The sequence below is a fragment of the Stutzerimonas kunmingensis genome, assembly GCF_032106285.1.
Lineage (GTDB): Bacteria > Pseudomonadota > Gammaproteobacteria > Pseudomonadales > Pseudomonadaceae > Stutzerimonas > Stutzerimonas kunmingensis_B.
In genome coordinates, this window is sequence record NZ_DAMCPO010000011.1 from 87,961 (window position 1) to 101,129 (window position 13,169).

The 13,169-nt window shown below is 63.8% G+C and carries 10 protein-coding genes; 2 read left to right on the top strand and 8 right to left on the bottom strand.

Annotated elements, in window-relative coordinates; genetic code table 11:
• Positions 1-56: 56 nt before the first annotated feature.
• The 8 genes from RT582_RS10955 to RT582_RS10990 form a co-directional block, all read right to left on the bottom strand.
• Positions 57-1,226, bottom strand: coding sequence for a YbfB/YjiJ family MFS transporter (locus RT582_RS10955; RefSeq protein ID WP_125862699.1), 1,170 nt, complete (start codon positions 1,224-1,226; stop codon positions 57-59).
• Positions 1,227-1,336: 110 nt separating this feature from the next.
• Positions 1,337-3,163: an SLC13 family permease gene (locus RT582_RS10960; protein ID WP_125862700.1), complete on the bottom strand. Its 1,827-nt coding sequence runs from the start codon at positions 3,161-3,163 to the stop codon at positions 1,337-1,339.
• A 6-nt stretch (positions 3,164-3,169) separates the two neighbouring features.
• The gene (locus RT582_RS10965; RefSeq protein ID WP_125862701.1) at positions 3,170-3,466 is read right to left on the bottom strand and encodes a winged helix-turn-helix domain-containing protein; all 297 of its coding nucleotides are present in this window, start codon (positions 3,464-3,466) and stop codon (positions 3,170-3,172) included.
• A 59-nt stretch (positions 3,467-3,525) separates the two neighbouring features.
• Positions 3,526-4,908, bottom strand: coding sequence for a sodium:proton antiporter NhaD (gene nhaD, locus RT582_RS10970; RefSeq protein ID WP_125862702.1), 1,383 nt, complete (start codon positions 4,906-4,908; stop codon positions 3,526-3,528).
• Between the two features lie 361 nt (positions 4,909-5,269).
• Positions 5,270-8,104, bottom strand: a complete 2,835-nt coding sequence (locus tag RT582_RS10975) for a valine--tRNA ligase (RefSeq protein ID WP_313477389.1) — start codon at positions 8,102-8,104, stop codon at positions 5,270-5,272.
• Positions 8,105-8,211: 107 nt separating this feature from the next.
• A complete protein-coding gene (locus tag RT582_RS10980; protein WP_023444163.1) occupies positions 8,212-8,598 on the bottom strand; it encodes a hypothetical protein in 387 nt (128 codons plus the stop codon).
• A gap of 71 nt (positions 8,599-8,669) precedes the next feature.
• Positions 8,670-9,089 carry a DNA polymerase III subunit chi gene (locus tag RT582_RS10985; protein ID WP_045666647.1) on the bottom strand — a complete coding sequence of 140 codons (420 nt, stop codon included), beginning with the start codon at positions 9,087-9,089 and terminating at the stop codon, positions 8,670-8,672.
• Between the two features lie 75 nt (positions 9,090-9,164).
• A complete protein-coding gene (locus RT582_RS10990; protein ID WP_313477390.1) occupies positions 9,165-10,652 on the bottom strand; it encodes a leucyl aminopeptidase in 1,488 nt (495 codons plus the stop codon).
• A gap of 267 nt (positions 10,653-10,919) precedes the next feature.
• Here RT582_RS10990 and lptF point away from each other — a divergent pair, with 267 nt between their 5' ends.
• Positions 10,920-12,041, top strand: coding sequence for an LPS export ABC transporter permease LptF (gene lptF / locus RT582_RS10995; protein ID WP_313477393.1), 1,122 nt, complete (start codon positions 10,920-10,922; stop codon positions 12,039-12,041).
• Complete coding sequence (gene lptG, locus RT582_RS11000) at positions 12,034-13,095, top strand: LPS export ABC transporter permease LptG (protein WP_023444166.1); 1,062 nt, start codon at positions 12,034-12,036, stop codon at positions 13,093-13,095. Before lptF ends, lptG begins: the two co-directional genes overlap by 8 nt.
• The last annotated feature ends 74 nt before the right edge of the window (positions 13,096-13,169 follow it).

Here is a 13,169-nt window from a genome sequence, read left to right on the forward strand (position 1 = left end):
TTGGCGGCTGGGGCGCGCATTGTCCCACAACCGCTGCCCGCGGATAGGTCTCGTTGCTAACGGCGGCGCGGCACCATCAGCATCCACAGCAGGCCCCAGAGCAGCGCCCCGGCGCCGAGCCAGAAGGCGCTGTGCAGGCTGCCGCCCATGCCCATCCAGATGCTGGTCAGCCAGGGGGCGGCGAGCTGGGTCAGGCCGTAGAGTGCGATCAGCGCCGCTGACAGCCGCGGCCCCTGGTGTGGATGCAGCGCCCGCGCCAGGCGCTGGGTCAACAGCACGGTGCCGAGAAAGGTGCCGCCGACCAGTACCGCACAGAGCAGGATGCCGACCGCGCCGGGCAGCAGTAGCGCGGCCAGTACGCCGAGCAGTTGGGTGAGATAGCTCAGGCGCAAGGCGATGTCGTCACCCATGCGCACGCCGAGACGATTCCACAGCCAGGGCGCCGGCAGCGTCGCCAGCGCCACCACCAGCCAGCTGCCACCGATGAGGAAGTCACCGGGCTCCACCTGCAGACGCGCGACCATCGGCAGGAAAGTCATCGGCAGGATGTAGCCCATGCCGGCACCGGCATAGGAAAGAAACAGCGGTGTGCTGGAGCGATCGAGCAGCTTGCCGCTGGGTGGCTCCTCCGCAGAATGGGCCTGTTCCTCGTCAGGCATGTCCAGCCGCGACAGCTGCCGCCAGCCCCACCAGGCCAGCGGTATCGAAAGCAACGCCGCCGGCCACCAACGCTCGGCTCCCAGCAGATACCCGTCGCTCAGGCTCACCAGCAAACTGGAGAGAATCAGCCCGACGCAGACACCGAGATAGACCAGGCCGCTGGAGGAAACGCGCTGCTGTCGCGCCAACCATTCGAGGATCAGCGAAGGCGCCTGGACGAATACCAGACCGTTGCTGATGCCATTGGCCAGGCGCAATGCGGCGAGGGCGTCAGCGGATTCCGCCTGGGTCTGCAGCAGGGCGCTCAAGACGTGTAGCGCCAGTGCCCAAGGCAGCGTACGGCGGATCTGCGCGACGCGATGCCAGCGCACCGCGAGCAGGGCGCCGATCAGATAGCCCAGGTAGTTCCAGCTGGCGATGCTGGCGCCTTCCTGCACGGTCAGCAGACCGTCCTCCACCAGCCAGGGCAGCAGCGGGGTATAGACGAAGCGGCCAAGGCCATGGACGACCAACAAGAGAACGGCACCGGCCAGCAGGACCGGAAACAGGGCGACACGCTGAGGCATGGAGTCTGTTCTTTTTAGAATGAGAGCTGGAGCTTAACGGCTGGCCCTTTCAGCCGCCATGCCACTTTTCGCTGGCTACCCGTCGGTGGGTGTCCCGAGGCAGCCGGCATTCATAGCGGAAACAGCAGCGGCACCAGCAGCACCGAGACGATCATGATCAGCGCGGTAAAGGGCACGCCAACTCGGACGAAGTCGGCGAAGCGGTATTGCCCGGGACCGAGCACCAGGGTGTTCACCGGCGAGGAAATCGGCGTCATGAACGCGGCTGAGGCGGCCAGCGCGACGATCATGGCGAACGGATAGGGCGAGGCGCCCAGCTGTTCGGCGGTGGACAGCGCAACGGGTGCCATCAGCACAGCCGTCGCCGTGTTGGAGATGAACAGCCCGATCACTGCGGTCAGCAGAAACAGGCAGGCGAGCAAGGCATGCGGTCCGGCGTCGCCGAGCAGGCCGACCAGCCCCGATGTCGCCAGGGCGATGCCGCCGGTCTTCTGCAACGCCAGGGCGAACGGCAGCATGCCGACGATCAGCACCAGGCTTTGCCAGTGAATCGCCTTGTAGGCGCTGTCCATGTCGATGCAGCGGAACAGGCCCATGACCAGGCAGCCAATCAGCGCCGCCAGCACGTTGGGCACCAGGCCGCTGACCATCAATGTCACCATCACCGCCAGCCCGAGCAGCGCGAACGGTGCCTGGTTGGCCGCGGGCGCCACATCGTCCACCTCGGCCGGCAGGCTCAGCACGAGGAAGTCGCGGCTCATGCCCTGCAGACGGTGAATGTGCTTCCAGCTGCCGGCCACCAGCAGCGTATCGGCTGGCTTGAGCTTTTCATCCACCAGCAGCCCCTGCAGGGCTTGGCGATTGCGGCGCAGACCGACCACGTTGAGCTTGTGCCGGCTGCGAAAACCCAGTTGCTGGATTGTCTTGCCCGGTAGGCGCGAATCCGGTGGCAGCGCCACTTCCGCCAGCCCCAGCTCGCGACCGTGCACCGAATAGTAGGAGGTGCTGAGTTGCAGGGGTTCGAGGCCCAGCTCCTGATAGGCGCCGAGCAGGCCGATGGCCGGGCTGGCCAGATCGACCAGCAGCACATCGCCGACGAACAGTTCGGTATTGCCCGTCGCGATCAGCAGAAGGTTGCGAAAGCGGTCATGGCGTTCCACGGCGATCACGTTGATGCCGTACTGGGTTCGCAGCTTCAGCTCGTCCAGCGCCTGGTTGGCGAGAATCGATCCCGGCATCACCCGCAGTCGCCGCTCGCGTTCTTCCAGTCGATACTCCCGCGCCAGATCCGCCAGCGTATGGCGATGTTCTGTCGTTTCGATGCGCTTTTCGCTGCCCAGCCAGCGGCGCGCCAGCAGCATATAGCCGACGCCGAGCAGCAGAATCGCCAGGCCGATGGGGGTGAAATCGAAGAAGGAGAAGCCGTCGAGCCCGGCGCGGCGCAGTTCGCTGTTGATCACCAGGTTCGGCGGCGTCGCCACCAGCGTCAGCATGCCGCTGATCAGGCCGGCGAACGCCAGCGGCATCATCAGCCGCCGTGGCGAGACCTTCATGCGATTGGCGATGCCGAGCACCACGGGAATGAAGATCGCCACCACGCCGGTCGAACTCATCACCGAGCCGAGCGCCGCGACGGCCAGCATCAGCAGAATCAGCAAGCGGGTCTCGCTGCTGCCGGCGGTACGCATCAGCCAGTCGCCCAGGCGATAGGCGATGCCGGTGCGCACCAGGCCGTCGCCGATGACGAACAGGGTGGCGATCAGCACCACGCTCGGATCGCTGAAACCGGCCAGTGCCTCCTGCACGCTGAGCACACCAGTGAGCGGCAGCGCGACCATGGCCAGTACCGCCACCACGTCCATGCGTGGCTTGTTCAGCGCGAACAGGCCGATGCAACCGGTGAGCAGGCCGAGAACCAGCAGCAGGTCGCCACTCATGGTCGATCAGGGATATTCGAGAATGGATTTGATACGCGGCAGGTTGCGCTCGATCCAGCCCTTGTCGATGGCACCCCAGTCGCGGATGGCGTAGTGGCCGGCATTGTGGCGTTCGCCGTCGTCCTGCTCGAAGCTGCAGTCGATGTCCAGCTCCGCGAGCGCGGCAAGGGTGTCCTGGGCGGTGCGCCGCGGCATGCCGGTCGCGGCCATCAGTGCAGGGACACCGCAGGCGGTGCCGCTGTCGATCAGCCAGGCGACGTAGAGTCGGCGATAGAAACTGGTTTTGGTCTTGCTGACGGTCATGGAAGGTCCCTGGCCAGGTCGTCTATGGGGGGCAGCGACCTGGCCAGGCTCACTGCGGTTTAGCGCAGGGCGAGCATGCCGATGTAGGTCACGGCGCCCGCAGTGTAACCGAGGAAGGCCAGCAAGCTGACGCGCTTGACGTACCAGGTGAAGCTGATCTTCTCCATGCCCATCGCCGCGACCCCCGCAGCCGAGCCGATGATCAGCGTGCTACCGCCGGTACCGGCGCAGAAGGCGAGCATCTCCCAGAAGTTGCCATCGACGACGAACTGGGACATCCAGCTAATTTCCTCTGCCGCGGTTGCAGCCAGCATCTTCTCGCTGACCAGCGGGTACATCTTCATCGCACCGGCCACCAGCGGCACGTTGTCGACCACGGCCGAAAGCAGGCCGATGGCGTAGGTGATCGGGTAGATGTGGCCGAGCGATTCACGCAGCGCGGTCGCGACCTGGGTCAGGTGGCCCGCGGTAGCGAGACTGGATACGGCCAGCAGAATGCCGAGGAAGAACAGCACGCTGGGGGTGTCCACCTTGCGCAGAACGCCGACTACCGAAAGCGGGTGCTTGTCTTCGGCATTCTTGTTGCGGTGGATGAACTCGGTGGTCACCCAGAGCACGCCGAGGCCGAAGAGGATGCCCATGTAAGGCGGCAGGTGGGTCACGGTCTTGAACACCGGGACGAAGAGCAGGGCAGCGAGGCCAAGACCGAGTACCAGATTGCGCTCGAATACGGTGGTGGTCGGCGGGTGCTTCTCGGCCAGGTGAGCACGAGGACGCGGGCGTGGTGCCTCGCCGCGCAGACGGAAGCTGAGAATGATCAGCGGCACCAGCAGGCACACCAGGCTTGGCAGGAACAGGCCGGTGATCACGCCGGAAGCGCTGATCTGGTTGCCGATCCAGAGCATGGTGGTGGTCACGTCACCGATCGGCGACCAGGCACCACCGGCGTTGGCGGCGATTACCACGACGCCGACGAACAACCAGCGCTCGGGACGGCCACGGATGAGCTTGCGCAGCAGCGAGACCATGACGATGGTGGTGGTCAGGTTGTCCAGTGCTGCGGAGAGGAAGAAGGTGAGGAAGCCGATGATCCACAGCAGGTGCACGCGCTTGCGGGTCTGGATGCGGTCGGTGATTACCTTGAAACCTTCGTGGGAGTCGATCAGCTCGACGATGGTCATCGCGCCGAGCAGGAAGAAGAGAATCTCCGAGACTTCTCCCAGGTGATGACGCAGCGATTCGACCACCACCGCCGAGGAGTCCCCGGGGTTGTGGCTGCCGGGTTGCAGCAGCGGAAGTATCTGGTCGGCGCCTAGCACCAGAATGGTCCAGGTCACAACCGCGGTCAGGATCGCGGCAGCGGCCTTGTCTATCTTCAGGGGATGTTCAAAGGCTATGCATAGATAGCCTATGACGAACACGACAGCCATGAGTGCATACATCGGAGGGACTCCATCTTGAGGAACCTTGCCGGGCATGCGGGTGTGTCGACGCAGCCTCAGCGGCTGGCAGGGGAACGATTCGCTAGCGAGGTGAAACAAATCGGGGCGGTGGACTGCCCTGGGAGACGGTTGCGCGTTCGGCGAAATACGTGGGGCATTGCGCTTCGCAGCAGGGGGCTCATTTCACATCGTCGAGCTGTTCGTCTTGGCTTTAACGGCCTGCCAGTTTGTAAAGGGGTGTTTCATGTGCGGCATAGTGTATCAGCGTTGCCGGTAATAACTTGTCATCAATCAAGATGACCTCCTTAAGCAAAAAGGCCAGCACCTTTCGGGCTGGCCTTTTGCGTTTACCGCGTCCTGATCAGAGCGTGGCGATGCGGTCGCGCTGCTCCTGCAGCCTGGCTTTGGCCTGTTCGGCCTCGGCCAGTTTGGCGCGTTCCTTGTCGATCACCTCGGCGGGTGCCTTGTCGACGAAACCGGCGTTCGACAGCTTTCCGCCGACGCGCTTGACCTCGCCGTCCAGCCGGGCGAGTTCCTTGTCCAGGCGAGCCAGTTCGGCATCCTTGTCGATCAGGCCAGCCATCGGCACAAGCACCTGCATGTCACCCACCAGCGCGATGGCCGACAGCGGTGCTTCTTCGCCGTCGTTGAGCAGGCGCACGCTTTCCAGCTTGGCCAGTTTCTTCAGCAGCGGCTCGTTGTCGGTCAGGCGGCTTTGATCGGTAGCCGAGGCGTTGCCCAGCACCACGTCGATGCGCTTGGCCATGGAGATGTTCATCTCGCCGCGGATCTGGCGGATGCCCAGCATGAAGGCCTTGAGCCACTCGATATCGCCTTCGGCGGCTTCGTCGATACGCTCCGGGTTGAACTCCGGCCACGGCTGCAGCATCAGCGTCGGACCGGACTTGCCGGCGAGCGGCGCGACGCGCTGCCAGATTTCCTCGGTAATGAACGGCATGAACGGATGCGCCAGGCGCAGCGCGGTTTCCAGCACGCGCACCAAGGTGCGGCGGGTGCCGCGCTGGCGTTCGGCGCTTGCGGTCTCGTCCCACAGCAGCGGCTTGACCAGCTCCAGGTACCAGGCGCAGTACTCGTCCCAGATGAACTCGTACAGCGCCTGCGCGGCCAGGTCGAAGCGGAACGCCTCCAGCTGTCGATTCACCTCGCTCTCGGTACGCTGCAGCGCGGAGATGATCCAGCGATCCACCGACGAGAGCTCGACGGGCTCGCCATTGACCCCCGTGTCCTTGCCCTCGGTGTTCTCGAAGACGAAGTTGGCGGCGTTCCAGATCTTGTTGCAGAAGTTGCGGTAACCCTCGACGCGGCCCATGTCGAACTTGATGTCGCGGCCGGTTGAGGCCAGCGAGCAGAAGGTAAAGCGCAGGGCGTCTGTGCCGTAGCTGGCGATGCCTTCGGGGAACTCGGCGCGGGTCTGCTTGGCGATCTTCTCGGCCAGCTTGGGCTGCATCATGCCGCTGGTGCGCTTGGTCAGCAGTTCATCGAGGGTGATGCCATCGACGATGTCCAGCGGGTCGAGCACGTTGCCCTTGGACTTGGACATCTTCTGCCCCTGACCATCGCGTACCAGACCGTGCACGTAGACGGTCTTGAACGGAATCTGCCCGGTCAGGTGAGTGGACAGCATGATCATCCGGGCGACCCAGAAGAAGATGATGTCGAAGCCTGTGACCAGCACGTCGGTGGGGTGGAAGGTCTTCAGGAACTCGGTCTGCTGCGGCCAGCCGAGTGTGGAAAAGGTCCACAGGCCGGAGCTGAACCAGGTGTCCAGGACGTCCTCGTCCTGACGCAGTTCGACGTTGTTGCAGAGGTTGTACTTGCTGCGTACCTCCACTTCATCGCGGCCAACGTAGACGTTGCCGGCTTCGTCGTACCACGCAGGAATGCGATGGCCCCACCAGAGCTGACGGCTGATGCACCAGTCCTGGATGTCGCGCATCCAGCTGAAGTACATGTTCTCGTACTGCTTGGGCACGAACTGGATTTCGCCGCTTTCGACGGCGGCGATGGCCTTCTCGGCCAGCGGTTTGGTGGAAACGTACCACTGGTCGGTCAGCCACGGCTCGATGATGGTGCCGGAGCGATCACCGCGGGGGACTTTCAGCGCGTGGTCGTCGATCTTTTCCAGCAGGCTCATGGCGTCGAACTCGGCGACGATGGCCTTGCGCGCATCGAAGCGGTCCATGTGCGCGTAGCCGTCCGGCAGGTTGGCATCGATCTTGTCGTTCGGCGTCCCGTCGATGTTGAACACCTGGGCCTTGGCGAGCACCGCGGCGTTGCGGTCGAAGATATTGATCAGCGGCAGGTGATGACGCTTGCCCACCTCGTAGTCGTTGAAGTCATGCGCCGGGGTGATCTTCACGCAGCCGGTGCCGAACTCGAGGTCGACGTAGTCGTCGGCGACGATCGGGATCAGGCGGTTGACCAGCGGCAGCATGACGTGACGGCCGATCAGGCTCTTGTAGCGCTCGTCCTCCGGGTGCACGGCGATGGCGGCGTCACCGAGCATGGTTTCCGGACGGGTAGTGGCGACCACCAGGTAATCCAGGCCATCTGCAGTCTTGCAGCCGTCGGCCAGCGGATAACGCAGGTGCCAGAGATGACCTTTCTCGTCATGGTTCTCGACTTCGAGGTCTGAGATCGCGGTGTGCAGCTTGGTGTCCCAGTTGACCAGGCGCTTGCCGCGATAGATCAGGCCGTCCTCGTGCAGGCGGACGAAGGCTTCCTTGACCGCCTCGGAGAGGCCGTCGTCCATGGTGAAGCGCTCGCGCGACCAGTCCACCGAGGAGCCCAGACGACGGATCTGCCGGGTGATGGAGCCGCCGGACTCTTCCTTCCACTGCCAGACCTTCTCGAGAAACTTCTCGCGTCCAAGGTCATGACGCGAAACGCCCTGCGCGCCGAGCTGGCGCTCGACCACCATCTGCGTGGCGATACCAGCATGGTCTGTACCTGGCTGCCACAGGGTGTTGCGGCCCTGCATGCGGCGCCAGCGGATCAAAGCATCCATGATGGCGTTGTTGAAGCCGTGACCCATGTGCAGGCTGCCGGTGACGTTCGGCGGCGGGATCATGATGGTGTAGGGCTCGCCGGAACCTTGCGGGGCGAAATAGTTGTTCGATTCCCAAGTCTGGTACCAGGAAGTCTCGATGGCGTGCGGCTGGTAGGTCTTGTCCATGCGGCGGGACCCTTAAAACGGCTGGTCGGAAAAACGGGCAAGTATAAAGGCAAACGGCCGCGAGATTTCGCGGCCGTGCTTATTAACTGCGCATTGTCGCGGATGACTCAGGAGCGAGGCGGGGGCGTGCGTACCAGGCGCTCGATTCGGCTCTCGAGGCGACGCTTGAGTTCCGCCTCGATCTGCGGCACGAAGTCGTCGATCACTTCCTGCAGGATCAGATTGGCCGCGGTGCGCAGCTCATGGTCGATGTGCCGTTCGGCCAGGGAGCGAAACGCGCTACGCACGCTGGTTTCCCGTGGCTCGTCGTCGCTGGCGCTCGCGGCCGGAACGGCAGGCGCTGGCTCGACGATATCGGACAGCAGCGGAATGCTGTCCGGGTCCAGCGCTGCGCCGGCCGGAGCCTCGTCTGGAAAATCGTCACCGAGCAGGGCGCGAATGGACTCGAGATCGCTCAGCAGTTCGGCGGGTTTGTTCGGGGCTTTCGGTGTCATCTCAGAAGTTTCCGGGGCTTGAGCATCCCGGCGGCTGCCAGGGGTTTTCCCTTGCTGTCGAATGGTTGGTCTTAAAGCTCGACCCGTTTCGGATCATAGCCCTGGCGTCGATACAGGCGGAAATTCTCCCGGCAGGCGGTCAGCAGTTGCGGTTCCTGGTTGACGATCTCGATGACCCGGCTGAACTGGTCGATGTGCGACGAAAGCGTCGATGCCAGGTTGATCAAGAGGCCCTGCGTGAATTGAGGTGCCTGGTCGACACCGATCACCACCGGGGCCTTCGGGTCGTCGACGTGCTGCTCGTGGGGAATGAAGCGCTCGGCGCGAAAGCCCCAGAGTAGCTCGTCGACCTCGCTCGACTGCGTTTCATCGACGCAGCGAATGAATACCTGCATGCCGTGTTGCCAGCCCTTGGCCGCCAACTGACAGGCCGCCCGCAGGCGGCCGGTCGGGTTGGCGTCGGGCAGGACGTAGAATTCGATCCGCGTCATGGGCGTGCTCCGCTCTGGCCGGGCAGCGCAAGGCGGCTCCGGCCCGAGGGATCAGGCGCGACGGCCAGGTGCATCTCAGTTGACCCGGTCCAGCAGGTACTGGGTCAACAGCGGCACGGGCCGGCCGGTGGCGCCTTTTTCCTTGCCGCCGCTGGTCCAGGCGGTGCCGGCGATATCCAGGTGCGCCCAGGCGAACTTCTTGGTGAAGCGCGAGAGGAAGCAGGCAGCCGTGATGGTGCCTGCTTTGGGGCCGCCGATGTTGGCGATATCGGCGAATGGACTGTCCAGCTGTTCCTGGTATTCGTCGAACAGCGGCAGCTGCCAGGCGCGGTCGGCAGCGTTCTCGCCAGCCTGCAGCAGTTGCTGCACCAGGGCTTCGTTGTTGCCCAGCAGACCGGAAGTGTTGCTGCCCAGGGCGACGATGCAGGCACCGGTCAGCGTGGCCACGTCGATCACCGCGCGCGGTTCGAAGCGTTCGGCGTAGGTCAGCGCATCGCACAGCACCAAACGGCCCTCGGCATCGGTGTTGAGGATTTCCACGGTCTGACCGCTCATGGTGGTGACGATGTCGCCCGGGCGGGTGGCGCCGCCGCTGGGCATGTTCTCGGCACAGGCCAGCAGGCAGACCAGGTTGATCGGCAGCTGCAGTTCCAGCACGGCCTTGAGTGTGCCGAGTACGCTGGCGGCTCCGCCCATGTCGTACTTCATCTCGTCCATGCCCTGGCCCGGCTTGAGGCTGATGCCACCGGTATCGAAGGTGATGCCTTTGCCCACCAGGGCATACGGCTGCTCGCCCTTCTTGCCGCCGTTGTACTGCATGACGATGATGCAGCCGGGCTGGTCGCTGCCCTGGGAAACCGCGAGGAAGGCGCCGGCGCCGAGATCACGCAGCTTCTTCTCGTCGAGCACGTCGACCTTCAGGCCCTTGTAGGCCTTGCTCATCTGCTTTGCCTGTTCGGCGATGTAGGTCGGGTGGCAGACGTTCGGTGGCAGGTTGCCGAGGTCGCGGGTGAAGGCCATGCCACTGGCGATCGCCGAGGCTTCGCGGGTCGCGCGTTCCACGTCGGGCTGCTCGCTCTTGTCACACAGCAGGATGATCTTCTGCAGAGCGCGCGGGTCGGCTTTCTTGCTCTTGAAGCGATCGAACACGTACTGGCCGTCGGCAAGGATTTCCACCAGCAGGCGAGTGCGGCCGTAATTGTCGCGGCCTTTGATCTGAACATCCTGCATGGCGAAGGCCGCATCGGCACCGCCGAGGCCCTTGATTGCGGCAAGTGCGGCATTGGCGATCTTGCGCCACTGGCGGTTGTCCAGTTCGTCGAGCTTGCCGATCCCGACCAGCAGTACGCGCTCAGCCTTGAGGCCGGGCAGGCCATGCAACAGCAGGGTCTGACCCGCTTTGCCCTGGATGTCGCCACGCTTGAGCGCAGTGCTGAGCGCGCCGCCGCTGGCGCTGTCTACGCTCTGCGCGACGCTGCCGAGAAGGCAGTCATCGCCGAGCGGCAGAACCAGGGTGGCGGTCTTCTGGGTGGAGGCTTTGGCGCTTTTGACAACAAATTCCATGACGTGGTGTCCCCAAGACAAAGAGTCGGGTTTGCAGGATAATGCCGGGCTTATTTTTCCGGTGGTTCGCCTGTTCGGTCGTTGCTAACGACTGCGCTAGGCTAGAAACGTTGCAATCGTCGATGCTTCGGCGATTGTTTCGGCGCGGCGGTCCGCGTCCGCTCGGTGCGTCATTACCCAATTTCCAACGGCCCGCTCCGGCGGGCCGGCAACTGGCGGCTAGTTTGAGCGTTGCCGCCAGAGCCTGACAACCCTGGAGTGTCTGGTTTGATCGTCTTTCGTTACCTGTCCCGAGAGCTGCTGGTCACCATGAGCGCGGTCAGTGCCGTGCTGCTGGTGATCATCATGAGTGGCCGTTTCATCAAGTATCTGGCGCAGGCTGCGCAGGGACTGCTCGACCCAGGGGTGCTGTTGCTGATCATGGGCTTTCGTCTGCCCGGCTTTCTGCAGCTGATCCTCCCGCTCGGACTGTTTCTCGGCATTCTGCTGGCCTACGGGCGCCTCTATCTGGAAAGCGAAATGACCGTGCTTTCGGCCACGGGCATGAGCCAGCGCCGGCTGCTGGTCTACAGCCTGGCGCCCGCCGCCCTGGTGGCGGTGGTGGTGGGATGGCTGAGCCTTGGGTTGGCGCCGCAGGGCATCGCCGAGGTGGACCGTATCCTCAATCAGCAGGACTCCCTGACCGAGTTCGACACGCTGGTGCCGGGGCGCTTCCAGACGTTGCGCGGCGGTTCACGGGTAACCTACACCCGCGAACTTTCGGCTGACCGCAGCGAACTCGGCGGGGTGTTCATCTCCGAAACCAATGTCTCGCGTCAGACCGGAAAGGAAAGCGGGCTGTCGGTGCTGGTTGCCGAGAGCGGACGGCAGGAAGTCCAGCCCGATGGCAGTCGCTATCTGATTCTGGAAAACGGCTATCGCTATGACGGCAACCCTGGGCAGGCCGGTTACCGCGCCATCCAGTACGATACCTATGGCGTGCTGCTTCCCAAGCCGGAAGTGAGCATGGAGCTGAGCGAACGTGAGGCGCTGCCGACTCGGGAGCTGCTCGGCAGCGACAACATCCGTCATCGCACCGAGCTGCAGTGGCGCTTCTCATTGCCGTTGCTGGTGTTCGTCGTCACCGTGCTCGCGGTGCCGCTGGCCAAGGTGAATCCGCGACAGGGGCGTTTTCTCAAGCTGCTGCCGGCGATCCTTCTGTACATGACTTACCTCGCGTTGCTGATCGCCGTGCGCGGTGCGCTGGACAAGGGGCGAATCCCGATAGCGCTGGGCCTTTGGTGGGTGCACGGGCTGTTCCTGGCGATAGGCCTGTTGATGCTTTACTGGGAGCCGATCAGGCTGCGGATGAAGAAGGGCAGTGCGCAGCGGGAGGTGGCTCGTGGTTAAGCTGGATCGCTACATCGGAGTCCATGTCTTTCTCGCGATTCTGACTGTCCTCGGCATCATCGTGGGTCTGGCTCTGCTATTCGCGTTCATCGATGAATTGAGTGATGTAGAAGGCAGCTACGGGCTGGGCGATGCCCTGCAGTACGTGCTGCTGACGTCGCCTCGGCGTCTGTATGAAATGCTGCCTATGGCGGCACTGATCGGTTGTTTGATCGGCCTTGGCACGCTTGCCAGCAGCAGCGAGCTGACCATCATGCGCGCGGCTGGTGTCTCGCTGGGGCGCATCGTGGTGGCGGTGATGAAGCCGATGCTGGTGCTGCTCATTGCCGGCATTCTGATCGGTGAGTACGTTGCGCCAGCGACCGAGGACATCGCCCAGGCACGGCGCTCCCTGGCGCAGGGCGCAGGCGAGGCGCAGAGCAGCAAGCGCGGCCTGTGGCACCGGCAGGAGAACGAGTTCGTGCACGTCAACGCCGTGCAGCCCGGCGGCATGCTGGTGGGGGTGACACGTTATCGCTTCGATGACGAGCGCCGCTTGCTGTCGTCCAGTTTTGCCCGTCGCGCCAGCTATCAGGCTGATCACTGGCTGCTCGAGAATATCTCGACCACCCATTTTCGCGGCGATCACACCGAGGTGGTGCGCACGCCGCAGGAACGCTGGGATGTTCAGCTGACGCCGCAGCTACTCGGGACGGTGGTGATGGAGCCGGAAGCGCTATCGATCACCGGCTTGTGGCGCTATATCCACTACCTGGGTGAGCAGGGGCTGAACAACGGTCGTTACTGGCTGGCGTTCTGGACCAAGGTGCTGCAGCCGGCCGTCACCGTTGCGCTGGTGCTGCTGGCGATCTCGTTCATCTTCGGGCCGCTGCGCTCGGTCACGCTTGGTCAGCGCATCTTTACCGGCGTAGTGGTCGGCTTCGTGTTCCGCATTATTCAGGATTTGCTCGGGCCGGCTAGCCAGGTGTTCGGCTTCTCGCCGTTGCTTGCGGTGGTGCTGCCAGCGGGCATCTGTGCACTCATCGGTGCCTGGTTGCTGCGTCGGGCGGGATGACGGGTGCCTCCGGCGCGAACCGCGCGGAGGCGCTGTCGACAAGGTTTGGGTCAGTGTTGGCTCGGTGCGCAGAG